A 22,897-nucleotide genomic window follows, 5' to 3' on the forward strand; every position below is an offset into this window, starting at 1 on the left:
CACAGTACCGATCTGCACCAACCCGCACCGCACCGCACCGCACTGCACCGCACCGCACTGATCTGCTTCGGTCTCCTTCGGTCTCTCTTCAGGGGGAGCTGAGCGGGAGGATCCACCCCATAGTCCAGCTCGGCACCCTCGAAAGGGGTGAGGCAAGTGAATGAAAAGCTTGAAGATCTGGAAGATCTCATCCGCGAGGAGCGCCTGACCGAGCTCCGTCGCGCGCTGGACGACTTCAACGTCGGCGACGTCGTGGACTTCCTCGAACGACTCGGGGTCAAGGACCGGGCTGTGACCTTCCGTCTGCTCCCCAAGGCTGTGGCGGTCGAGGCCTTCGAGATGCTCGATCAGTCCCTGCAGCACGAGATCATCGAGGGCCTCAAGGACGTCGACGTCGCGCTGTTCTTCGAATCTCTGGACCCCGATGACAGGGTCCGGCTCATGGATGAGATGCCGGCCTCCATCGCGCGCCGGATGATGCGGCACCTGGACCCGCGCGAGCGCAGCCTGACCAACATCGTGCTGGGCTACCCCTCCGGGACCATCGGACGCCAGATGAGCCCAGAGTTCGTCGCCATCCCCGAGCATTGGACCGTCGCCCAGGCCATGGAGAAGGTCAGCCGGGCAGGTGAGGACGCCGAGACGCTCTACACGCTGCCGGTGGTCGATCCCGCTCGGCTGCTCCGTGGGGTGGTCTCCCTGCGTGACCTGGTCAGCGCCGGCGGCGAGGAGCTCGTCGTGGACCTGATGGCCGAAGCCGACTCGGTGGACGCCGATCACGACGCCGAGGACGCGGCCCGCCTGTGTGCCGACCGCAAGCACCTGGCCGTGCCGGTCACAGACTCTGAACACCGTGTGGTCGGCATCTTCACCGTGGACGACGCCCTGGACATCCTCGAACGTGCCGAGTCCGAGGACGCCGCCCGCCACGGCGGTGCAGAGCCGCTGCACCGGCCCTACCTCTCCACGCCCGTGCTGACCATCATGCGCTCGCGCGTGGTCTGGCTGCTGGTGCTCGCCCTCGGCGCGGCGCTGACCGTGCAGGTGCTCGACGTCTTCGAGGGCACCATCGAGTCGATGGTGGTGCTGAGCCTGTTCGTGCCGCTGCTGATCGGCACCGGCGGCAACTCCGGCAATCAGGCGGCCACCACGGTCACCCGCGCCCTGGCGCTGGGCGACGTCGGCACCCGTGACGTGCTCAAGGTGCTCTGGCGCGAGGTCAGGGTGGGCATCACGCTCGGCGCCACCCTGGGCGTGCTGGGATTCCTGGTCGCCGGATTCATCTACGGCTGGGACATCGGCACCGTGATCGGCCTGACGCTGCTGTCCATCTGCACCCTCGCCGCCTCGGTGGGTGGGCTGATGCCGCTGCTGGGCAAGAAGCTCGGCGCTGACCCGGCGGTGTTCGCCAACCCCTTCATCTCCACCTTCGTGGACGCCACCGGACTGATCGTGTACTTCATGATCGCCCGAACCGTGCTGGGGCTGTAGCCACCTGGCCGGAGACGGCATCTGAGGTAGATTTGTGAGCAGGGAAACGACATTTCATCGAACTTGAGGGAGATCCATGCCTGCGGCGAAGATCATCTATACCAATACTGACGAAGCACCCATGCTGGCCACCTTCTCCTTGAAGCCCATCGTCGAGGGCTTCGCCGCACCGGCCGGCGTCGAGGTCGAGACCCGGGACATCTCGCTGGCGGGCCGGATCATCTCGCAGTTCCCGGAGCACCTCCGCGAAGAGCAGCGCCAGAGCGACGCGCTGGCCGAGCTCGGCGACCTGGCGAAGACGCCTGAGGCCAACATCGTGAAGCTGCCCAACATCTCCGCCTCCGTGCCCCAGCTCAAGGCCGCCGTGGCCGAGCTGCAGTCCGCCGGCTATGCGCTGCCCGACTACCCCGAGGCGCCCTCCACCGAGGAGGAGCGCGACGTGCGCTCCCGCTATGACAAGGTCAAGGGCTCGGCCGTGAACCCCGTGCTGCGCGAGGGCAACTCCGACCGCCGCGCACCCGCCTCGGTGAAGAACTACGTGCGCTCCAACCCGCACCACATGGGCGACTGGAGCGCCGACTCCAAGACCAACGTGGCCACGATGACCTCCGGGGACTTCGCCGCCAACGAGCAGTCCGTGGTCCTCGACACCGAGGACACGCTGAGCATCAAGCACGTCGCCGCCGACGGCACGGTCACCGTGCTCAAGGACTCGCTGCCGGTCAAGGCCGGAGAGGTCGTCGACGCCACGGTCATGCGCGCCGCCGCGCTCGATGAGTTCCTCGCCGCGCAGGTGGCCCGGGCCAAGGAGGAGGACGTCCTCTTCTCCGCCCACCTGAAGGCCACCATGATGAAGGTCTCGGATCCGATCATCTTCGGTCACATCGTGCGCGCCTTCTTCCCGGGCCTCTTCGAGAAGCACGGAAAGACCCTCGAGGAGGCCGGCCTCTCCGCGAACGACGGGCTGGCATCGATCCTCTCCGGTGCGGAGAAGCTGGGCGAGGCCGGTGACGCCATCAAGGCAGAGGTCACCCAGGGTCTCGCCGAAGGCCCGCGGATGTCCATGGTGGACGACTCCAAGGGCATCACCAACCTGCACGTCCCCTCCGATGTCATCGTGGACGCCTCCATGCCGGCGATGATCCGCAACGGCGGACAGCTCTGGGGCCCCACCGGGGAGACCGATGACACCCTCGCGGTCATCCCGGACTCCTCCTACGCCGGGGTCTACCAGGCGGTCGTGGAGGACTGCCGCGCGAACGGCGCCTTCGACCCGACCACCATGGGCACCGTGCCGAACATCGGGCTGATGGCGCAGAAGGCCGAGGAGTACGGCTCCCACGACAAGACCTTCGAGATCGAGTCCGAGGGCACGGTCCAGGTGACCAATGCGGCGGGCGACGTGCTCCTGGAGCACGAGGTCTCCGCCGGTGACATCTGGCGCGCCTGCCAGACCAAGGACGCTCCCATCCAGGACTGGGTCAGGCTCGCCGTCACCCGGGCCCGCGAGTTCGACACCCCGGCCGTCTTCTGGCTCGACGAGAAGCGCGCCCATGACCGCACCATGATCGAGAAGGTCAACAGCAGCCTGGCGGATCTGGACACCGAGGGCCTCGAGATCAAGATCCTCGACCCGGTGGCGGCCACGAAGTACACCGTGGAGCGTCTGCGCCGCGGGGAGGACACCATCTCGGTGACCGGCAACGTGCTGCGTGACTACCTCACCGACCTGTTCCCGATCCTCGAGCTCGGAACCTCCGCGAAGATGCTCTCCATCGTGCCGCTGATGGCGGGCGGCGGGCTCTTCGAGACCGGCGCCGGCGGCTCGGCGCCCAAGCATGTCCAGCAGCTCACCGAGCAGAACTTCCTGCGCTGGGACTCCCTCGGCGAGTTCTTCGCCCTGGTCCCCTCGCTTCAGAAGTACGCGGAACAGGCCGATGCGCCCAAGGCCAAGGTCCTCGCCACCGCGCTGGACCGCGCCACCGCGACCTTCCTGATGGAGAACCGCTCTCCGGGACGCAAGCCCGGCAGCATCGACAACCGCGGTTCGCACTTCTACCTGGCCATGTACTGGGCCCAGGAGCTGGCGAAGCAGACCGAGGACGCCGAGCTCGCCGAGCGCTTCTCCTCCGTGGCCGAGGCGCTGACCTCCGGCGAGGAGCAGATCCTCGAGGAGCTCAAGGGTGCCCAGGGCGACCCGGTGGATCTGGGCGGGTACTACCGTCCCGATGAGGCCAAGGCCTTCGCCGTGATGCGCCCCTCGAAGACCCTGAACAGCATCATCGACGGACTCAAGGGCTGACCCCCCAGCGTTTTACCCCCTCTGCGAGTTCTACCGGGCCTACGGAAAGCCCGGTAGAACACGCAGGGCCCGGTAATTCGCTGAGCTGGGATGGCAGGGGCAGTCGTGGCAGGATGATTCAATGACCCAACGAATCCACGTCATGCCCGAGGGTGAACCCAGGCTCATCGCAGGTCTCCACGAGCAGGGGGCCGGGCTGGTCGCCGCTGACGAGCAGCCCGATGGCCTGATCATCACCGGCATGTTCCAGAAGCTGAACCTCACCGAGGTCCTCGCCGCGAACCCACAGCTGCGCTGGGTGCAGCTGCCCAGCGCCGGCATCGAGCTCTACGCGGAGGCCCTGAAGCAGTTCCCGGATCTGACCTGGACCTCTGCCAAGGGCTCCTATGCCAAGCCCGTGGGAGAGCACGCCCTGGCGCTGACCCTGGCCGCGCTGCGCGGGCTCAAGACCCGTGCGCTGGCCACCAGCTGGGGCGCCGAGGGCGGGATCTCGCTGAACGGGCTGCGCTGCGTCGTCGTCGGCGGCGGGGGAGTCGCCGCCGAGATCGTCCGGCTCTACAAGGGCTTCGACACCCATGTGACCGTGGTGCGGCGCACGCAGACACCCGTGGATGGCGCGGACGCGACCGTGTCCTTCGAGAAGCTCGACGAAGCCCTCGACGGCGCGGACGTCGTCGCACTGGCCGCCGCGGCCACCCCCGCGACCCGGCACATGATCAACGCCGAACGGCTCGGGCTCCTCGCCCGGGGCGCCGTGGTCATCAACGTGGGCCGCGGCAGCCTGATCGATCAGGATGCGCTGGCCCAGGCGCTCTCCGCCGGCACTCTGCGCGGGGCCGGACTCGATGTGACCGAGCCCGAGCCGCTGCCCGACTCCGATCCGCTCTGGTCCTTGGAGAACTGCCTGATCACCCCGCATACTGCTGACACCACGGACATGGTGCAGCCGCTGCTGCGGGAACGGATCCTGGCGAACCACCTCCGGTTCAGCGCCGGTGAACCGATGCTGGGCGTGGTGGATCCCGCTCAGGGATACTGAGAGACCCGGCGCAGCGGCCGCCGGTCCCATCCCGCCCAGACAGGAGTCACCGACATGGCCCATATCCTCACCGTTCGAGGTCACACTCCGGCGATCGCGGAGGGTGTCTTCCTCGCCCCGACCGCGGCGATCACCGGCGATGTCACCATGGGCGCGGACTCCTCCGCGTTCTACGGAGTCTCGGTGCGCGGAGACTCAGCTTCGATCACCGTGGGGGAGCGGACGAACCTCCAGGACAACGCCGTGCTGCATGCGGACCCGGGACACCCCTGCACCATCGGAGAGGGAGTCTCCGTCGGACACTCGGCGGTGGTCCACGGATGCCGCGTCGGAGCAGGCTCCCTGGTCGGCATGAGCGCCACCATCATGAACGGGGCCGTCATCGGTGAGCAGAGCCTGATAGCCGCCGGCGCCCTGGTGCTCGAAGGCACCGAGATCCCGCCCCGGTCACTCGTGGCGGGGGTGCCGGCGAAGGTCCGGCGCGAGCTCACCGAAGAGGAGATCGCCTCGCTGCGAGAGAACGCCGAGGTCTATCTCGGCCATAAGGACGCCCACCTCGCCGCAGAGTAGGGACCGCCCAGCATGCCGCTGACCCGGACGACGTCTTCGAGAAAGAGTCGGGCTGTGTTCAGCTGACCACCAGGATTCTCTCGGTAGCCTGACCTCAGGACCGACTCACGAGAGGAAGCCCCAGTGACCGCCTACGGATTTCACGCGTCGCAGGAACAGATCGCGCCGGCACAGCTGCTCCTCGACGTCCAGCACGCTGAGACGGTGGGGTTCGACTGCGCCATGAGTTCAGACCACTTCATGCCGTGGTCTGAACGTCAGGGACACTCCGGGTTCACGCTCTCGTGGCTCGGTGCGGCGCTGGCCACCACCTCCTTCCCCATAGGGTCGGTGATCGCTCCTGGGCAGCGCTATCACCCCGCCATCGTGGCGCAGGCCACGGCGACCCTCGGCGCGATGTTCCCGGGCAGGTACTGGACTGCGCTCGGCGCCGGACAGGCGATGAACGAACACGTCACGGGGGACAAGTGGCTGGACAGGGACACGAGACGGCGCAGGCTGCAGGAATGCGCGCAGATCATCTCCCGGCTGCACCGGGGGGAACGGATCCACAGCCACCACGGCCTGGTCGATGTGGAGGACGCCTACCTCTATGACCGGCCCGATCAGCCCATTCCGCTCTATGCAACCTGTCTCTCGGCCGAGGCCGCAGGGCGCGCCGCTGACTGGGCAGAGGGCATGATCACCCTCAACCAGCCCGGCAACGTGCAGGGAGACGTGCTCACGGCCTACCGAGAGGCGGGCGGTCGCGGGCCTGCCATGCTTCAGATCCACCTCAGCTGGGCGCAGACCTACGCGCAGGCGGAGGACATCGCCCATGACCAGTGGCGGACCAACGTCTTCGGTCCTCCTCTGGACCAGGACCTTCCCACCCCGGAACATTTCGATTCCGCCGCGGTGGGGGTGACTCGCGCCACCGTGGGGGAGGCCGTGTGGATCTCCCAGCACCCCGGTCAGCTCGCCGAATGGATCGCAGGATCGGCCGAGACGGGATTCGAACAGGTGTATCTGCACCACGTCGGCCAGGATCAGCGACCCTGGCTCGACCTCGCCGGTGAGGCGATCCTGCCCGAGCTGAGGGCCGTCTGATGCGGATCACCGACACCGCCGACCTCTGGTACAAGAACGCCGTCGTCTACTGTGTGGACCTCGAGACCTACCTGGATTCGAACGGCGACGGGATCGGGGACATCCCAGGTCTCGCCCAGCGCATCGACTACCTGGCCGATATCGGCGTCAGCTGTCTGTGGCTCATGCCCTTCTATCCCTCTCCACGACGGGACAACGGCTACGACATCGCCGACATGTTCGGCGTCGATGATCGCTACGGAGATCACGGTGACTTCGTGGAACTGGTGCGAGTCGCCCATGACCGCGGCATCCGGGTCATCATCGATCTGGTGATCAACCACACCTCGGATCAGCACCCGTGGTTCCGCAAGGCGCGAGCGTCGAAGTCCAGCCCCTACCGGGACTTCTACGTCTGGCGCAGCGACACTCCGCCCGAGACATCCGGTGAGGCCATGTTCCCCGGCGCGGAGGACGGGATCTGGACCTATGAGGAGAAGACGCAGGAGTGGTATCTCCACCACTTCCTGCACACTCAGCCGGACCTGAACACCGCGAATCCCCAGGTCCGCGATGCGATCGCGAAGACCATGGGATTCTGGCTCCAACTCGGCGTGGACGGATTCCGGGTGGACGCCGTGCCGTTCGCCATCAGCCAGACCACCCTGACCGGGTCCGACGACCATGAGCTCCTGGAGCCCCACGACTATCTGCGCACGCTGCGATCCTTCCTCCAGCGCCGTGTCAGCGGAACCAGCTCAGCCATCCTCCTGGGGGAGGTCAACCTCCCGCACCAGGAACAGCTGGCGTTCTTCGGCGATGATGGTGGCCAGCTCACGATGCAGTTCGATTTCGTGGTGAACCAGAAGGCCTTCCTCTCCTTCGCGCGCGAGGACGCAGGTCCCTTGGCCGAAGCACTGGGGAGGCGCCCCCGGGGGCTCCCCACGGAGACCCAGTATGCGAACTTCCTCCGGAACCATGACGAGCTGACCCTGAACCTCCTGACCGCTGAAGAGCGCGAAGAGGTCCTCGACACATTCGGTCCTGACGAGGAGATGCGTTTCGCCGGTCGGGGTCTCCGCCGCCGTCTGCCATCCATGTTCGACGGGGATCCGCGGCAGATCAAGATGGCCTACTCGCTGCTCTTCTCGCTGCCCGGCACGCCGGTGCTCTTCTACGGGGAGGAGATCGGCATGGGGGAGAACCTGGACGTGCCCGGACGAGAGGCGGTCCGCACCCCCATGCAATGGACCACCGACAAGAATGGCGGCTTCTCCTCCGCTCGGCCCTCGCGGCTGGCCCGGAGAGTGGTGGAGGGGCCGTTCGGGCCTCAGCATGTCAACGCCGCCGCAGCCCGTCGTGACGAGGACTCGCTGCTCCAACACATCACCCGGCTGGCGAAGCGCTACAGGGACTCTCCGGAGCTCGGATGGGGTGAGCTCGACATCCTGGACCAGCCACACCGGGAGGTGCTGGCCCACCGGATGGTCTGTGAAGACCAGGCGATGGTCCTGCTGCACAACCTCTCGCCGAAATCCATGGTGGTCCCGCTGGAACTGGTGAACGAGGAGGAGGGAACCGAACTGATCGATCTGCTCCAAGACGGTGGGTGTGCCATCGACGCCGAGCACCGCACCGAAGTCACTCTCCAGGGCTACGGCTACCGCTGGTTCAGGGTCAAACGAGCCAGTGACCCGCGCCTGGTCTGAGTCTCATCTGTCCACGCCCTCAGACCGGCTAGTCTGGAGAGTCACATCGGCTCGGGGCCCGCGCCCAGGGCTCGCCGCTCATCGTCTCGAACGTCCACGGGAACTTCCGCAAGAGAGTTCCCCCGAGTCCCTCCCAAGAGTCCTCAAGGAGTCCCCATGAAGCGCAAGGCCATGGCAGGCAGCAGTCTGGCCGCCGTCGTCATGCTCGCCGGCTGCGGAGGCAACCCCTTCGAGGCCGAGGACCAAGGGCCGGTGGTGCCCGGCTTCAGCGCGATCCAGGACCGGATGTGGGACGCCATGCTCACCGCAGACACGGTCAGCATCGAAGGTCAGGTGGAGGCCTCCGAGGCCGACGTGGACGAGATGTTCGAGGAGATCGACGAGGACCAGACCGGCGACCTGACCATCACAGGCGCCGTGGACGGCAGCGACTCAGAGATGACCTTCAGCGCCGGCGAGGTGAGCTTCACCCAGCGCGCGGTGGACGGGACCGAGTACTTCCGGGGCGAAGACTTCGCCTCGCTGCTGATGAGCGAGCTCGATGACGAGTTCGCCGACCTCGTTGAAGAGGAGTTCATCGACTCCGTGGTGGCCGACCAGTGGGTCCGTTTCAGCACCGACGACGGCGGGGCCGTGTTCTCCGCCGAGGACTTCATCACCACCTGGCAGCGTGAGCTCGACGATGACGGAGTCGGCGCGCTGCCGGGCACGGAAGAGACCCGGGACGGCGCCGATGTCTATGTCTACGCCACCGAGGACGAGTCCACCGAGTTCGTGGTGGCCGCCGAAGGCGCTCCCTACCTTCTCGAGATGCGCGACGATGAGTCCCACTACGTCTTCAGCCAGTGGAACGAGGCGCAGCGCCCAGAGGAACCCGAGAACGTGACCACGGTGGAAGAGATCTTCGTGGCCATCGCGCAGGACAACGGCTGGTCCACTGAGGATCTCGGTGGAGAGGCTGAGCAGGACGCCGGCGAGGACGGACCGTAACCACTTGAATGGAAGGAAAGACCATGAGCATGTTCACACGTGGAGACAGCAGGTCGACGACCACCAGCCGTCGGCGCGTCGGAGCTGGTCTGGTGGCGGTCGCCGCCTTGGCCCTCTCCGCATGTGAAGGGCCTGGGGGATCGCCCGAGGATGAGGACATGCAGGAGAACATCAATCCCTCCGGCGCGGAGGATCAGGGAATCCCCTCTGACGAGATCGCCGCAGATGAGGACGATCAGCAGCCTGCAGACCTCGCCGAGATCGAGGAGGAGATCTGGGAATCCTCGATGTCCCAGGAGAGTGTGAACATCCAGGTCCTCGCGGGGCTCGAGAGAGGCCACGAGCTCTTCGGATACGCCCCGGACTTCTTCGAAGCGGAGGGGGAGAGTTTCGAGATGCAGGTGACAGGGGAGATCGAGGGGGATTCTGTCACCGAGCTCAACTACGTCCCTGACTTCCAGGTGCTGACCTCCGGCGACGAGACCTATCAGACGGTTGAGGCCTTCGTCTTCGACTATGAGGCCCAGGTGCCTCCGGAGGTCGATCCTGAGCCTGATGCCGCGCAGCTGGATGCCGAGCTGAGCGCCGAAGGCGAGTGGGTCGACGTCACCGACAGCGAGCCAGCCGTGCCGCGCACCCCGGCCGCGCTCCTGGAGCTGCTCCGCACCGAGCTGGAGGAGTCTCTCGGCGTCAGCTCGCTCTCTGAGCTGGAGCTGGCGTCCGCAGTGGACACCCGCGAGGGGGAGAACGTGTGGGTCTACTCCGACGAACAGGTGGAGCTGGCGGTGCTTGCGGATGAGGGTTCTCCGCAGCTGGTCGGCGTCACCATCTTCGGTGAGGACCAGGATTTCACGGCCACTTTCACCCAGTGGAATGAAGCGGAGGCGCCCGAGGCCCCGGCCGACGACCTGATCATCGACCAGGAACAGCTGCAGGAGATCCTCAACGGTTTTGTGGGTCCTGACCAGGGCTGACGAACGCGCGACAAGAACGTCCAGCTCACTTCAAGGGTTCGTGGGCTATCGATACAAGTCCTGCACAGGCGGTAGGAGCATTCTCTGAATCGGCCTGAATCCGCCAGAATCGCTTCCCCCGGTCCATGTCGCGTAGGCAGAATGGATCATGTCATCGGCGAGAGGCCCGAGCCGCTCGTGGGTGACGGCGGAAAGACCGCTCAGCATCTCGCGATGCGAATACACGGAGGTACTACTTATGACTGCCACCGAAACCAGCAAGCTTCGCACGATCGCCGGCGTGATCGGCGTCGGCTCCCTCGCACTCTTTGGTGCCACTGCCTGCGACGACGGAGGCACAGCAGAGGAAGAGGCGCCAGCCGAAGAGGCACCGGCTGAGGAAGAGCCCATGGAAGAAGAGCCCATGGAGGAAGATCCGGCTGAGGAATCTCCGGCTGAGGAAGAGACCATGGAGGAGGAAGAAGAGATGTGATCATCCTCTTCTCCACGAAGGACCCCCGCGAGGAGCTCACGCTCTCTGCGGGGGTTCTTCTGCGTCGGGGGCTTCCCCGGCAGACACACGAGGACCGCCAGAAACGGCTCAGCCCTGCTCAGTCCTGCTCAGGCCTCGGCGGAACCTGCCGCGGCCAGTTCCTCGGCCCGCATGGAGCAGGAGCTGCAGACTCCGCGGAAGACCACATCAGCGATCTGGATCTGCATCCCGAGACTGGCCGGAGCCTGCAGGCACGGCGCTTTTCCGTGGACACACTCCACATCTTCTATCCGGCCACACAGCGTGCAGATCGCGTGGTGGTGATTGTCATGGGTCCGCGTCTCGTAGCAGGCGGGGGAGCCCGGCGGATCAAACCTGCGCAGCAGCTCCCGGGCAGTGAGGTCATGGAGCACGGTGTAGACCGACTGCACGGTGATCTCCGGAAGGTGTTGCCGCACCGCAGCGTGCACAGCCTCAGCGGGCCGGTGGGGCTGTGCGGCCACGGCTTCCAGGACGGCGAGCCGCTGGCGGGTCACGCGGAGTCCGCGTTCGCGCAGCCGAGCAGGCCAGTCGGGGGAAGTCATGGGCTCCAGTGTGCCGCACATATGAGTCATTCACAATAAATGGGACGCGTGTCACCGCACGTGTCACCGGGAGTGTCGTGGGCTGAGTCGCCGCGCGTGTCGCGGGAGAGTGTTCGGCGCGGGGACCGCGTGCTCCACAGGCACGGGCCGCTAGACTGACCACGCTGCCCCGTCTTCATCCGCAAGGAGAGCTTCAGTCCATGAGCACACCGGATATCAACAACGCCCCTCTGTCCGAGGTTGATCCAGAGATCGCCCAGGCGATCTCCGACGAACTCGGTCGCCAGCGCGACACCCTCGAGATGATCGCGAGTGAGAACTTCGTACCCCGCGCCGTTCTTGAGGCGCAGGGATCAGTGCTGACGAACAAATACGCCGAAGGGTATCCGGGGCGTCGCTACTACGGCGGCTGCGAGTTCGTCGACATCGCCGAGAACCTCGCCATCGACCGTGCCAAGGCACTCTTCGGTGCCGAGCACGCCAACGTCCAGCCGCACGCCGGGGCACAGGCCAATGTGGCGGTCATGACGGCCTTCCTGAAGCCGGGCGACAAGCTGATGGGCCTCTCGCTCGCCCACGGCGGCCACCTCACCCACGGCATGAAGCTGAACTTCTCGGGCAAGTTCTACGAGATCGTCGCCTATGAGGTCGACGCCGAGACCGGTGTCATCGACATGGACAAGGTTCGCGAGCAGGCCCTCGCCGAGAAGCCGGACATGATCGTCGCCGGCTGGTCCGCGTACCCCCGCCAGCTGGACTTCGCCCGCTTCCGCGAGATCGCCGACGAGGTCGGCGCGATTCTCTGGGTGGACATGGCGCACTTCGCAGGACTCGTCGCCGCGGGGCTGCACCCGAACCCGGTGCCCTACGCCGATGTGGTCACCACCACAGTGCACAAGACTCTTGCCGGACCCCGTTCAGGGATCATCCTGAGCAAGGAAGAGCACAAGAAGAAGATCAACTCCGCGGTCTTCCCAGGTCAGCAGGGTGGCCCCCTCATGCATGCCATCGCGGCCAAGGCCATCGCCTTCAAGATCGCTGGCACCGAAGAGTTCGCAGAACGGCAGAAGCGCACCATCGAGGGCGCCCAGATCCTGGCCAAGCGGCTCGTGGCGCCGGATGTGACCGAGCACGGCGTCTCGGTGCTCACCGGCGGCACCGACGTGCACCTGGTGCTGGTGGACCTGCGCAACTCCGAGCTGGACGGCAAGCAGGCCGAGGACCGGCTCCACGAGGTCGGCATCACCGTCAACCGCAACGCCGTGCCGAACGATCCGCGCCCGCCGATGACCACATCGGGACTGCGCATCGGCACCCCGGCGCTGGCCACCCGCGGCTTCGGCGAGGTCGAGTTCCGCGAGGTCGCCGACATCATCGCCGAGGCGCTGAAGCCTGATGCTGATCTGCATGGCCTGAAGTCCCGCGTGGCCACCCTGACCAAGGACTTCCCGCTCTACGAGGGACTGGAGGACTGGTGAGCTCACCGATGACAGAGAACATCAGTCAGCCGAGACACGACGACGCCGGGTCAGCGCCCGTCGCCGACGCAGCCTCAGCACCGCTGGGCCAGCTGCTCGACGGGAAGGCCACCGCCAGAGCGTTGAAGGCAGATCTGACGGAGCGGGTCTCCGCGCTGAAGTCCCGCGGCGTGACTCCCGGGCTCGGAACCGTGCTGGTCGGGGCCGATCCCGGCAGCCAGTCATATGTGGCGGGCAAGCACCGGGACTGCGCCGAGGTCGGGATCAACTCCATCGAGGTGCAGCTGGGTGCCGAGACCACGCAGGAGGAGCTCCTGGCAGAGCTCGAGAAGCTCAACAACGACCCCGCCTGCACCGGCTACATCGTCCAGCTGCCGCTGCCCAGGCATCTGGACACGCAGAAGGTGCTCGAAGCCATCTCTCCGGAGAAGGACGCCGACGGTCTGCACCCGATGAACCTGGGTCGACTGGTCGCCAACGTCAACGAGCAGATCAGCTCCCCGCTGCCCTGCACCCCCAAAGGCTGCGTGGACCTGCTGGACCACTACGGGCTGGATCTCAGGGGCAAGCACGTGGTCGTCGTGGGACGCGGCGTCACCATCGGGCGGCCCATCGGGCTGCTGCTCACCCGCCGCGACGTCAACGCCACCGTGACCCTGTGCCACACCGGCACCCAGGATCTCGCCGCGCATCTGGCCCAGGCCGACGTCGTCGTCGCTGCTGCTGGTGTCAAGCACATGATCGACCCGGCCCAGCTGAAGGCCGGGGTGATCGCCCTGGACGTGGGTGTCACCCGCGAGGTCAACCCGGAGACCGGCAAGGCGAAGATCTACGGTGACATCGCGCCGGGGATCGAATCCGTCGCCTCCTGGTACTCACCGAATCCCGGCGGGGTCGGGCCGATGACCCGCGCGGAGCTGCTGGCCAATGTGGTGCTCGCCGCCGAGAAGCAGATCCAGGAATAGCCCCAGCAGCGGCGGCGTTCTTTCAAATGTGAAGAACCTAGGATTTCTCTCTTTCGGACACTGGACGCCGTCTCCGCACTCCCAGACTCGTTCTGCGTCGGATGTGCTGCTGCAGTCCATCGACCTGGCAGTCGCCGCGGAGGAGCTGGGCATCGACGGCGCCTATTATCGGGTGCACCACTACGCCCGGCAGCTCGCCTCACCGTTCCCGCTGCTCGCCGCCGTCGGCGCAAAGACCTCGACGATCGAGATCGGCACCGGCGTGATCGACATGCGTTACGAGAACCCGCTGTACTTCGCCGAGGACGCCGGGGCGGCAGATCTCATCGCCGAGGGCAGACTCCAGCTCGGCATCTCCCGCGGCTCGCCAGAGCAGGCCGTGGAGGGCTGGCGCCACTTCGGCTACCAGCCCGCCGAGGGCGAGTCCGACGCCGACATGGGGCGCCGCCACACCGAGGTGGCTCTGCAGGTGCTCTCCGGGCAGGGCTTCGCCGAGCCCAGCCCACGCCCGATGTTCCCCAACCCGCCCGGGCTGCTGCGGCTCGAGCCCCATTCCGAGGGCCTGCGCCAGCGCATCTGGTGGGGTGCGGGATCGGACGCCACTGCCCGTTGGGCCGCGACTCGGGGGATGAACCTGATGAGCTCCACGCTGAAGGATGACGAGACGGGCGAGCCGTTCCACATCCAGCAGGCCAAGCAGATCCAGGCCTTCCGCGAGGAATGGGCCAAGCATGATCACGGCTTCGAGCCGCGGGTCTCGGTCTCGCGGTCGATCCTGCCGATCGTCTCGGACCAGGATCGTGCCTACTTCCTGGGGCAGCGGGACTCACAGGACCAGATCGGCATGATCGACGAGAAGACCCGGGCGATCTTCGGGCGCAGCTTCACCGCTGAGCCCGACGTCCTCGTGGAAGAGCTTGCCAGGGACGAGGCCGTCCAGGCCGCGGACACGGTGCTGGTCACCGTGCCCAACCAGCTGGGCGTGGACTACAACGCACACATCCTCGAGTCCCTGCTCGAGCATGTCGCCAAACCCCTGGGCTGGAAGTAGCCCCGTGCACGTGATCGTCCTGCCCGGAGGCGGGTACGCGAAGCTCTCTGATCACGAGGGAGAGCCTGTCGCCGAATGGCTGCGCGAGCTGGGATTCTCCGCCAGCGTCCTCCGCTACCCGGTGAGCACCAGACATCCCGCTCCACTGGAGGCCGTGCGGGCTGAGATCCGCCGGCTCAGGGGCGAGGGCGCTGAACGGATCGTCCTGCTGGGATTCTCCGCCGGCGGGCATCTGGCCGGCCACGCAGCGCTGACCGCCCCAGCGCAGGGCCCCGGGTGGGTGGACGCGGCCGTGCTGAGCTATCCCGTGGTCTCCATGGAGCTGGACACACATCGCGGCAGCCAGGACGAGCTCCTCGGGAGGACACCGAGCGCGCAGCTGCGCGCGGAGACCTCAGTGGACCGACTCGTGACCGCAGCGGCACCGCCGTTCTTCATCTGGCATACCGCGGAGGACGTCTCGGTTCCGGTGGAACATTCCTATCGACTGGGCCAGGCCCTGGCGCGCGCGAAGGTGCCGCATGCCCTTCATGTCTTCCCTGAGGGCGTCCACGGGATCGGACTCGCGGAGGGCTCCGGTCAGTCTGAGTCATGGACCGCGCTGTGCGCGGCCTGGTTGGAGCAGCTCTCCGAGACGTGGAGCGGCTGAGCCAGGACACCGAGCACCCCGGGGTCAGGGACGGCCCTGAACCACGGGAAGTCCAGGATCACTGGAAGTCCAGGGTCACTGGAAGTCCAGGGTCACGGGAAGTCCAGGGTTACGGGAAGTCCAGGGTCAGGGTCGGCCGGGATCGCGGGGAGGTTGTTGCCGCGAGGTCGACTGCGGCCGGGTCCGCAACCTCATCCTCGAGCTCAGGCGTGGTGCATGAAGCCAGGCGGGAGACGCAGACGCAGAGCTTGGTGTCGCTGCGCTTCTCCTCCTCGTTGAAGAAGACGTCGCGGTGGTCGATCACTCCGACGAGCTGTTCGGCCTTGACCACGCAGAGCCCGCACTCGCCCTTGCGGCAGTCGTACATGGCCTCCACACCGACGCGCTCGAGCGCCTCGAGGATGGATTCATCGGCTGAGACGATCGTGCGCTGCTCCGAGCCGCGGATGCGCAGCTCGAACTCCTCGGGGTCGAACCAGCCGCTGTTGCCGAAGGTCTCGTAGCGCAGATTGGGCATGGGCAGGTCGCGTTCGATCCAGGCGCGACGGATCGCGTCCATCAGGCGGATGGGCCCACACATGTAGAGCTCCGTGGAGGCATCCACCTGGTCCAGCAGCGCTTTGACGTCGAGCACGTCTCCTTCGTCGTCGACCGAGACCACGCACCGCGGGCCATGCTCCTCCTGCAGGTCCCGCAGGAAGGCCATGGCCGGCCGGGAGCGTCCCACGAAGACCAGCTGATAATCAGCGCCCAGGCGCTTGAGCACCCGGGCCATCGAATGGATGGCCGTGATGCCCACCCCGCCGGCGACCAGCAGGTAGCGCGGCGCGCCCACGCGCAGCGGAAAGTTCTGCACCGGCGCGGTGATCTCCAGCGAGTCTCCGGGCGCCAGGTTGTGCATGAATCGAGAGCCGCCGCGGGAAGTGGGGGAGAGCCGCACGCCGATCTTCACCCAGCTGCCGTCAGCCGCTCCCTCGACCACGGAGTAGGACCGCACGGTGTCCCGCTCGGCATCACGTCCGATGCGCACGTCGACGTGCGCCCCGGGCTCGGTGAAGAGCGGCTTCTCACCGGCCAGGACGATCTCGGCGATCTCATCGGCGGCGAGGCGGCGAGACGTCACCACTGCTCGCTGCCAGTGCAGCTGTGTTCCCTGAGACATCCAGCATCACCTGCCAGCGGCGCTGAGGTCGGCGTCGGTGGCCATCATGGACCTCTCGGCCTCCACGGCGCGCTGGATGAGTCTGCGGACCCACATGCCGCCGGCATCAATGTTGAGGTTGTAGAACTCGTGATCCGGATTCTCCAGAATGGCCTGCTGCTGGGCGGTGAGCATCTCCTCGTCCTCGGCGAAGACCCCGTGCACGCCGTCGCGCAGCTCCGTGGTGATGCGCTGGCTCTCGAGGCGGTAGTTGCGCATGAAGGCCCAGTAATACATCGCGTTGCTCTGATCCACCGGAGAGATGGTGTTCATGACATAGCCGTTGACTCCCTGGCTGCGGTCACCGCTCAGTGCGCCGGTGCCTGCCGCGGCGACTCCCACATCGATGCAGATGGTCGAGGGCATCTGGAACTCGATGATCTGCCAGCGATCAACCTTGCCCTCGAAGTCCGGGAACTTGTCCCGCATGTTCTTCAGCCAGAACGGAGGCGCATCGATGTTCTCCATATAGCGGGTCACCGTGACCGTGCGTTCGTCGTGGGTCACCTCGATGTCGGATTCGCTGAGCTCCTTCTGTCCGATGGAGGAGGAGTGCAGAAACTCCTCATGGGTGAGGTCCATGAGGTTGTCCAGCACCAGCTGGTAGTTCGCCCGCACGTCGATGGTCCGGCCGTCCCCGGCCCAGTCATCCGCGCCCATCTGGTGCATGTCGGGGATCAGTGCGGCGTCGGCGAGCATCGGATCGCCAGGCCAGACCCAGATGAAGCGGTGCCGCTCCACCACCGGGTAGGAGTTCACCATCGCGGAGGGGTTGATCGTCTTCTGCGCCGGCATGAAGGTGCACCGGCCCGCAGAGTTGTACTGCAGCCCGTGATAGGGGCACTGCACGCCGTCGGGGCCGACCAGGCTGCCCATGGACAGCGGGGCCAGCCGGTGCCAGCAGGCGTCGGTCAGCGCGACCGGACGCCCCTCCTCGGTCCGGTAGAGCGCCATCGGGCGGTCCGCGATCTTCCGCGAGAGGATCTTCTTGCGGTTGACCTCGTGATCCCATCCGGCCACGTACCAGGCGTTGAGCGGGTATGCCATGTTCTTGGCGGTGGCGCCGCTCGGGCTGAGATCTGTCATGGTGGCCTCCCTGGGCGATCCGTCGCTGACGGATTTTCATTGACTATGGAGATAGTTATATGTGCGCTGAGTCACACAATAGCTCTGGATATAGTGGAGGGCAAGCACCGTCTGCCGTCGAAAGGTCCGTCACCTGTGAGTCTGCGCTACGCCCTGCTGGCGATTCTCACTGCTGCGCCGCTGACCGGCTATGAGACGGCGAAGCGGTTCGAGGGGTCCGTGGGACATGTCTGGCATGCCCCCGACTCACAGATCTATCCCGAACTGCGCCGCATGGAGACGGAGGGGCTGGTGCAGGGCCGGGAGGAGCGCTGGGGCCCGAACAGCACGAAGACCCGCTACTACATCACCGCGGAGGGGGAGTCGGCCTTCCGCGGCTGGATGAGCGAACCGCTCAGATACGCGCCCTGGCGGGACGTGGCCCATATGCAGGCTGCCTATTTCGAGTGGACGGATCCGGACAGCGTCCGCATGCATCTGCAGCAGCATGCCCAGCACTATGAAGAGCAGATCGCCCAGTGGAGCAGCCAGGTCCAGGCCATTGAGTCACATGAGCACCCGATGATCGCGGCGAGGCTTCAGCGCTACCCCGCCGAGCAGCACGCGCGCATCGTTGCGTTCAAGTCCTTCGCCTACGAGGGACTCATCCGACTGGCCCAGGCCGAGGTGGACTGGGCCAACAGCGGACTGGCCCTCCTCGAGGAGCTCGAGGCACAGGATGCCGAGGGCGCAGGCTAGGCGTACTGCCGGCGGAGGTCCGGCTTGCGGATCTTCCCGGAGGCTGTGCGTGGCATGGATTCCACGAAGATCACCGACTTGGGGATCTTGTACCGCGCGAGCCTGCCGTCCAGATGCCGGAGCACCTGTTCCTCGGTGAGTTCATGGCCCTCGCGGACCACGACGATGGCCCGCGGGACCTCGCCCCAGCGCTCATCTTCGACTCCGATCACGGCGACGGCGGCGACCGACTCCAGTGCGGCGATCTGCTGCTCGACCTGGGCCGGGTAGATGTTCTCCCCGCCGGAGATGATCATGTCCTTGAGCCGGTCGGAGATGTAGAGGAATCCGTCCTCGTCGAGGTACCCCATGTCCCCTGTCTTGAGCCAGCTGGCGTGCTCTTCGTGGACGAAGGAGCTGGCCGTGGCCTCAGGCCGGTTCCAGTACTCCGCGATGACGTTGGGGCCGTGCACCTGAATCTCGCCCACCTCTCCGGGAGCGCAGGGCTGGTCTGCGGGATCCACCACCCGAACGTCGGTGTGGAAATGCGGCAGGCCTCCGGATCCCTGCTTGGACCGCGAATATGCCGAGGGGAGACTCGTGGCACCGGGTGAGGTCTCCGTCATCCCATAGCCCATGGTGAACGCCAGTCCGCGGCTCTCATAGGCCTCCAGCACACGCGTCGGCACGGCCGAGCCGCCGCAGGTGAGGTTGCGCAGCGAAGAGATGTCGGTGTGATCCCAGTCCGGATGCTCACAGAGCAGCTGGAAGGTGGTCGGGACCCCGGAGATGTTGCTGACGCTGTGCTCCTGGATGAGTGCGAGCACGCGGCCCGGCTCGAAGCGCTGTTCCAGGACGACGCAGCCGCCCTTGAGCAGCACCGGCAGGGCACCCTGGCCCAGTGCCGCGACGTGGAACAGCGGAGCGATCATCAGGGCGACATCTCTGCTGGTGATGTCGTGATCGGTCAGCACGTTGATGGCGTTCCAGGTGAGGTTGCCGTGGGTGAGCATGGCGCCCTTGGGGCTCCCGGTGGTGCCGGAGGTGTAGAGGATGACCGCGAGATCTTCGTGCGAGACCTGCACGTCGGGCCGATGGAGGGCGCCCGAGCTCAGCGCCTGTTCGAAGGGCTCCGCCGGGAGGGGAAGCTCTGCGTCCTCGTGCTGCGTCCCGTGCCCGTCGTCGACGATCATGATGCGCTCCACGGCCGTTTCGCGGCTCCCCGAGGCTGCCAGTGGCTGCAGGGTGCTGGAGGAGACCAGCAGCCGGGCCCCCGAGTCCTGCAGCGCGAACTGGATCTCCGGCGGCGCGAGCCGGGTGTTGAGCGGGACGAACACCGCTCCCAGGCTGCCCGCGGCGAAGAGGGTCTCCAGAAAGGCGGGCGAGTTCTCGCCGAGGTAGGCCACGCGGTCTCCCGTGCGGACACCTCGATCGGCGAAGGCGTTGGCGAGCCGATCGATCCGCTCCGCGAGCTGGTCGTAGGTCAGCTCACCGGCCGCGCTGATCAGAGCCGTCTCTCCGCGGGACCGTACGCGGCGTCGGTGGATCCAGTCTCCCAGACCATGGTTCTTCATCGTCTGTGTTCCTCCTCTTCCGGAAGATGTCATCGAGCGCCTTCCCAGACCAGCTCGTCGACGTTGGGGCTCTCGTCGATGAGTCCATGCCGTTCAGAGATCTCGGCGACCTCCTCGAGAGAATCCAGGTTGATCTCCTCGGGGAAGGTCGGGATGGCGATCTCGCTGAGCACTGATTGATCGATCTCCGTGTACTCGCCCAGCACCTCGCGGACCGCGTCGGGGTTCTCGTCGGCGTAGGCCTGGGACTCCTGCATCGCGGTGTAGAAGCTCTCCACGAGTTCGGGATCCTCATCGACCAGCTGCTGGGAGGCGAAATAGGTGCCGACTCCCAGTTCATCGACCACATCGGCGAAGGGTGCGAAGATCCGCTCGTAGCCCTCGTTGTCTGCGACTGTGGTGAAGGGGTCGACGGCGGAGACGGCGTCCACGTTGTCGGACTCCAGCTGGGCGATCATGTCGGGGAAGCCCACCTCCACGAAGTCCACATTGGCGGGGTCGCCCCCGGCCTCCAGGACACCTTCGGAGATCACGGAGTCGAAGATGTTGTTCAGCGTGTTGACCGCCACGCGCTTGCCCTCGAGGTCCGCCACCGTTTCGATGCCGGAGTCAGACTTCACCATCACGGCCGAGAAGTCGTTCTCGGAGTCGCCGGTGGTCTGCGGGCCTGCGGCGACCATCTGCAGCGGCAGGCCGCTGTCTGCGGCGACCAGCAGTGAGGTCACGTTGGAGAAGCCGAAGTCGAAGTCCCCGGACTGGACTGCGGGGATGATCGCTGCGCCGCCCTGGGCCAGGGTCAGGGTCAGATCGATCCCATGCTCTTCGAAGATCCCCTCCTGGTCACCCAGGTAGATCGAGGCGACGTCCACGATCGGGATGACGCCGACTTCAACCTCGGTGAGCTCGCCGTCCTGGGCCTCCGCGCCTGTGTCCTCGGCTGGCTCATCATCGGCATCTCCTGAGGGGGACCCGCTTCCGCAGGAGGTCAGGGCAAGGGCGGCGCAGAGCGCGAGGGCTCCGCGGGATAGGTTTTTCATGGCAGCTCTCCGGTCATGGGATGTGGGACGTCGGTGGTGGGGAACACGTGCTGCTGAAACTGCTGCTGGAACGTGCTGCTGGAAGCTTCCTGGTGCCGGTGCCGGTGTGGGCACCGGCTCAGACGGTGGACATCTGAGCTGATCTCTCCGATGTCCACCGTCCGAGCGGGCACCTCAGTGATCACTCACCTTCGAAATAGAGGGTGGAGGTGTCCGGCTCCGCGTCGATGAATTCGAACTTGACCATCAGGTCTCCGGCCTGCTGGATCTCGTCCCGGGGGAGTTCAGCGTCGAGCTCCTCCATGCGCAGGTTCTCGGCGGCCTCCTCGGGCAGGTCGACGAACTCGGGCAGCAGTGCCCGGGTGCCCTCTTCGTCCTCGGTGGACATCTGCAGCGACTCCGTCATGGCGTCCGAGAAGGCCTGGGCGATCTCCGGATTCTCTTCGACATATTCTCCGGAGCTGAAGCTGACCATGGTGGGCATGCCGGGAATGGCGTCCTGGAAGGAGTAGCCGACCAGCTGGTTGTTCTCATCGGCCAGCGCATTGCTCAGGAAGGGCTCGGGGACCCAGATGGCATCCGTGTTGCCCTGCTCGAGCTGTGCCTGCATGTCGGGGAAGGGCATCTCGGAGAACTCCACCGCGGCGGGGTCGCCTCCGGCCTGCTCCACTGACTCCATGATGGTCAGATCTCCCTGGGTCTGCAGCGCGTTGACCGAGACGGTGTTGCCCTCCAGGCCCTGCCAGTCGTCGATCCCGCTCTCGACCGTGGAGACCACGCCCGCGATGTCGTCGCCCTCGGCCAGCGAGTTCGAGTATCCGGTGACGATCCGCATGTCCAGGCCACGGTCATTGGCGTTGAGCACCGAGTTCGGGTTGCCGATGCCGAACTGCAGCTGCTGGGTGTTCACTGCGGGAAGCATTGCGGCACCGGCGTTCGAGGTGGACAGCTCGACGTCGAGCCCGTGCTCCTCGAAGATGCCGTTCTCGATGCCGTAGTAGATCCCGACCGAGGGAGCGATGGGCAGCACGCCCACCGTGATCTCAGTCAGCTCGCCGCCCTCGCTGCTGGTCTCGCCTTCGGACTCCGCGTCCTCATCCCCGGAGGCTGAGCCCGAACCGCAGGCGCTGAGGGCGAGGATGCTGATGGCGGCGATCCCGGTGACAGATGCGATGTTCTTCTTCATGGTTGCTCCTTGATGTGTGGGGTCGCGGAGGGGCGGCCCACGGCGGATACAGCGATTCCGTGCGGTGGTGATGCTGGTCGGGCTGCTCCGCTGCGGATCTTCAGCTCACGGAGTCTCCCCAGGGCGGATCGCTCGCAGTTCACGGATAGAACCGTGCCAGGAAGGTCGTCACGACGGCGGGGCGCTCCTGACCCTCGACCTCGAAGGTGGCGTCGACGATCAGGTGCAGACCGCCGCCCTTGACCTCTTCGACCTCGCGGATGGTTCCATGCATGCGAACTCGCGAGCCGACCTTGACCGGTGAGGTGAAGCGGACCTTGTCCAGACCGTAGTTGAGCTTGGTGCTGACATCGGTGACGTCGAAGAGCTCGCCCCAGAAGGGGATGATCAGCGACAGGGTCAGGAAGCCGTGGGCGATCGGCGCACCGAAGGGCCCGTCCTTCGCACGTTCGGGGTCCACGTGGATCCACTGATGGTCATCGGTGGCGTCGGCGAAGGTGTTGACCATCTCCTGGGTGATCTCGCGCCAGGCGGTCTCGCCCAGCTCGGTGCCGGCCATCGACCGTGCGTCGTCGAAGGATACGACCGTCCGAGCTGCATTGGTGTCAGTCATTCTGCTCCTCAGTTGGAGTGATTGTGTCCTGGGTCACATTCTATTCTTGATATACATATGCCCAGATGGTTTCTTGATCACAGTTCGGCTGAACTCTGCGGGGTTATTTGTGGGATTCTCTGTGGAGTCCTCGGCCGGTTC

21 protein-coding genes are annotated in these 22,897 nt (G+C 66.0%); 14 read left to right on the forward strand and 7 right to left on the reverse strand.

The genetic code is table 11. From position 1 onward, the window contains the following. The first annotated feature begins 156 nt into the window (after positions 1-156). The 9 genes from mgtE (at position 157) to H4W27_RS01945 (ending at position 10,615) form a co-directional block, all read left to right on the forward strand. Entirely contained in the window at positions 157-1,491 is a 1,335-nt protein-coding gene (gene mgtE / locus H4W27_RS01905; protein WP_192594425.1) for a magnesium transporter, read from the forward strand. Between the two features lie 76 nt (positions 1,492-1,567). Next, positions 1,568-3,793 (forward strand): NADP-dependent isocitrate dehydrogenase, encoded by a 2,226-nt coding sequence (locus H4W27_RS01910; protein WP_192594426.1) that lies wholly within the window; start codon positions 1,568-1,570, stop codon positions 3,791-3,793. Positions 3,794-3,914: 121 nt separating this feature from the next. Further along, entirely contained in the window at positions 3,915-4,832 is a 918-nt protein-coding gene (locus H4W27_RS01915; RefSeq protein ID WP_192594427.1) for an NAD(P)-dependent oxidoreductase, read from the forward strand. 54 nt (positions 4,833-4,886) lie between these two features. Next, the gene (locus H4W27_RS01920) at positions 4,887-5,402 is read left to right on the forward strand and encodes a gamma carbonic anhydrase family protein (RefSeq protein WP_192594428.1); all 516 of its coding nucleotides are present in this window, start codon (positions 4,887-4,889) and stop codon (positions 5,400-5,402) included. A gap of 123 nt (positions 5,403-5,525) precedes the next feature. Continuing rightward, complete coding sequence (locus H4W27_RS01925; RefSeq protein ID WP_192594429.1) at positions 5,526-6,491, forward strand: TIGR03885 family FMN-dependent LLM class oxidoreductase; 966 nt, start codon at positions 5,526-5,528, stop codon at positions 6,489-6,491. Then, positions 6,491-8,179, forward strand: coding sequence for an alpha-amylase family protein (locus tag H4W27_RS01930; protein ID WP_192594430.1), 1,689 nt, complete (start codon positions 6,491-6,493; stop codon positions 8,177-8,179). The genes H4W27_RS01925 and H4W27_RS01930 overlap by 1 nt, the downstream gene beginning before the upstream one ends. Before the next feature lie 156 nt (positions 8,180-8,335). Next, entirely contained in the window at positions 8,336-9,169 is an 834-nt protein-coding gene (locus tag H4W27_RS01935; RefSeq protein WP_192594431.1) for a hypothetical protein, read from the forward strand. Positions 9,170-9,192: 23 nt separating this feature from the next. After that, complete coding sequence (locus tag H4W27_RS01940) at positions 9,193-10,143, forward strand: hypothetical protein (protein WP_192594432.1); 951 nt, start codon at positions 9,193-9,195, stop codon at positions 10,141-10,143. A gap of 238 nt (positions 10,144-10,381) precedes the next feature. After that, a complete protein-coding gene (locus H4W27_RS01945; RefSeq protein ID WP_192594433.1) occupies positions 10,382-10,615 on the forward strand; it encodes a hypothetical protein in 234 nt (77 codons plus the stop codon). 128 nt (positions 10,616-10,743) lie between these two features. Here H4W27_RS01945 and H4W27_RS01950 read toward each other — a convergent pair whose 3' ends face one another. Then, entirely contained in the window at positions 10,744-11,199 is a 456-nt protein-coding gene (locus tag H4W27_RS01950) for a Fur family transcriptional regulator (RefSeq protein WP_225938968.1), read from the reverse strand. Positions 11,200-11,399: 200 nt separating this feature from the next. Here H4W27_RS01950 and glyA point away from each other — a divergent pair, with 200 nt between their 5' ends. The 4 genes from glyA to H4W27_RS01970 all read left to right on the forward strand — a co-directional run bounded on the left by glyA (position 11,400) and on the right by H4W27_RS01970 (position 15,342). After that, the gene (gene glyA / locus H4W27_RS01955; RefSeq protein WP_192594435.1) at positions 11,400-12,677 is read left to right on the forward strand and encodes a serine hydroxymethyltransferase; all 1,278 of its coding nucleotides are present in this window, start codon (positions 11,400-11,402) and stop codon (positions 12,675-12,677) included. Positions 12,678-12,760: 83 nt separating this feature from the next. Continuing rightward, positions 12,761-13,642: a bifunctional methylenetetrahydrofolate dehydrogenase/methenyltetrahydrofolate cyclohydrolase gene (locus tag H4W27_RS01960; protein WP_225939185.1), complete on the forward strand. Its 882-nt coding sequence runs from the start codon at positions 12,761-12,763 to the stop codon at positions 13,640-13,642. 28 nt (positions 13,643-13,670) lie between these two features. Next, positions 13,671-14,693 (forward strand): LLM class flavin-dependent oxidoreductase, encoded by a 1,023-nt coding sequence (locus H4W27_RS01965; RefSeq protein WP_192594437.1) that lies wholly within the window; start codon positions 13,671-13,673, stop codon positions 14,691-14,693. 4 nt (positions 14,694-14,697) lie between these two features. After that, positions 14,698-15,342: an alpha/beta hydrolase gene (locus tag H4W27_RS01970; protein WP_318782083.1), complete on the forward strand. Its 645-nt coding sequence runs from the start codon at positions 14,698-14,700 to the stop codon at positions 15,340-15,342. 109 nt (positions 15,343-15,451) lie between these two features. On the opposite strand, the gene H4W27_RS01975 is transcribed toward H4W27_RS01970, so the two are convergent. Then, positions 15,452-16,504 carry a PDR/VanB family oxidoreductase gene (locus H4W27_RS01975; RefSeq protein ID WP_192594439.1) on the reverse strand — a complete coding sequence of 351 codons (1,053 nt, stop codon included), beginning with the start codon at positions 16,502-16,504 and terminating at the stop codon, positions 15,452-15,454. Positions 16,505-16,510: 6 nt separating this feature from the next. Beyond that, entirely contained in the window at positions 16,511-17,629 is a 1,119-nt protein-coding gene (locus tag H4W27_RS01980; RefSeq protein WP_192594440.1) for an aromatic ring-hydroxylating dioxygenase subunit alpha, read from the reverse strand. A 135-nt stretch (positions 17,630-17,764) separates the two neighbouring features. On the opposite strand from H4W27_RS01980, the gene H4W27_RS01985 reads away from it, so the two are divergent. Further along, positions 17,765-18,367: a PadR family transcriptional regulator gene (locus H4W27_RS01985; RefSeq protein WP_192594441.1), complete on the forward strand. Its 603-nt coding sequence runs from the start codon at positions 17,765-17,767 to the stop codon at positions 18,365-18,367. On the opposite strand, the gene H4W27_RS01990 is transcribed toward H4W27_RS01985, so the two are convergent. From H4W27_RS01990 to H4W27_RS02005, 4 genes are all read right to left on the reverse strand, one after another. After that, the gene (locus H4W27_RS01990; protein WP_192594442.1) at positions 18,364-19,920 is read right to left on the reverse strand and encodes an acyl-CoA synthetase; all 1,557 of its coding nucleotides are present in this window, start codon (positions 19,918-19,920) and stop codon (positions 18,364-18,366) included. The genes H4W27_RS01985 and H4W27_RS01990 overlap by 4 nt on opposite strands. 29 nt (positions 19,921-19,949) lie before the next feature. After that, complete coding sequence (locus H4W27_RS01995) at positions 19,950-20,957, reverse strand: ABC transporter substrate-binding protein (protein ID WP_192594443.1); 1,008 nt, start codon at positions 20,955-20,957, stop codon at positions 19,950-19,952. A 181-nt stretch (positions 20,958-21,138) separates the two neighbouring features. After that, positions 21,139-22,143 carry an ABC transporter substrate-binding protein gene (locus H4W27_RS02000; RefSeq protein ID WP_192594444.1) on the reverse strand — a complete coding sequence of 335 codons (1,005 nt, stop codon included), beginning with the start codon at positions 22,141-22,143 and terminating at the stop codon, positions 21,139-21,141. A 139-nt stretch (positions 22,144-22,282) separates the two neighbouring features. Then, positions 22,283-22,756, reverse strand: a complete 474-nt coding sequence (locus H4W27_RS02005) for a MaoC family dehydratase (RefSeq protein ID WP_192594445.1) — start codon at positions 22,754-22,756, stop codon at positions 22,283-22,285. Positions 22,757-22,897 lie beyond the last annotated feature (141 nt).

Origin of the sequence: Nesterenkonia lutea (genome assembly GCF_014873955.1) — a bacterium.
Taxonomy (GTDB): domain Bacteria; phylum Actinomycetota; class Actinomycetes; order Actinomycetales; family Micrococcaceae; genus Nesterenkonia; species Nesterenkonia lutea.

Bases quoted from the DNA above. Each gene is read 5' to 3' on its own strand.
- H4W27_RS01990 (WP_192594442.1), bottom strand. From the start codon at position 19,920: ATGAAGAACCATGGTCTGGGAGACTGGATCCACCGACGCCGCGTACGG.
- glyA (WP_192594435.1), top strand. From the start codon at position 11,400: ATGAGCACACCGGATATCAACAACGCCCCTCTGTCCGAGGTTGATCCA.
- H4W27_RS02000 (WP_192594444.1), bottom strand. From the start codon at position 22,143: ATGAAGAAGAACATCGCATCTGTCACCGGGATCGCCGCCATCAGCATC.
- H4W27_RS01950 (WP_225938968.1), bottom strand. From the start codon at position 11,199: ATGACTTCCCCCGACTGGCCTGCTCGGCTGCGCGAACGCGGACTCCGC.
- H4W27_RS01920 (WP_192594428.1), top strand. From the start codon at position 4,887: ATGGCCCATATCCTCACCGTTCGAGGTCACACTCCGGCGATCGCGGAG.
- H4W27_RS01980 (WP_192594440.1), bottom strand. From the start codon at position 17,629: ATGACAGATCTCAGCCCGAGCGGCGCCACCGCCAAGAACATGGCATAC.
- H4W27_RS01940 (WP_192594432.1), top strand. From the start codon at position 9,193: ATGAGCATGTTCACACGTGGAGACAGCAGGTCGACGACCACCAGCCGT.
- H4W27_RS01995 (WP_192594443.1), bottom strand. From the start codon at position 20,957: ATGAAAAACCTATCCCGCGGAGCCCTCGCGCTCTGCGCCGCCCTTGCC.
- H4W27_RS01935 (WP_192594431.1), top strand. From the start codon at position 8,336: ATGAAGCGCAAGGCCATGGCAGGCAGCAGTCTGGCCGCCGTCGTCATG.
- H4W27_RS02005 (WP_192594445.1), bottom strand. From the start codon at position 22,756: ATGACTGACACCAATGCAGCTCGGACGGTCGTATCCTTCGACGACGCA.
- H4W27_RS01945 (WP_192594433.1), top strand. From the start codon at position 10,382: ATGACTGCCACCGAAACCAGCAAGCTTCGCACGATCGCCGGCGTGATC.
- H4W27_RS01910 (WP_192594426.1), top strand. From the start codon at position 1,568: ATGCCTGCGGCGAAGATCATCTATACCAATACTGACGAAGCACCCATG.
- H4W27_RS01975 (WP_192594439.1), bottom strand. From the start codon at position 16,504: ATGTCTCAGGGAACACAGCTGCACTGGCAGCGAGCAGTGGTGACGTCT.
- H4W27_RS01930 (WP_192594430.1), top strand. From the start codon at position 6,491: ATGCGGATCACCGACACCGCCGACCTCTGGTACAAGAACGCCGTCGTC.
- H4W27_RS01915 (WP_192594427.1), top strand. From the start codon at position 3,915: ATGACCCAACGAATCCACGTCATGCCCGAGGGTGAACCCAGGCTCATC.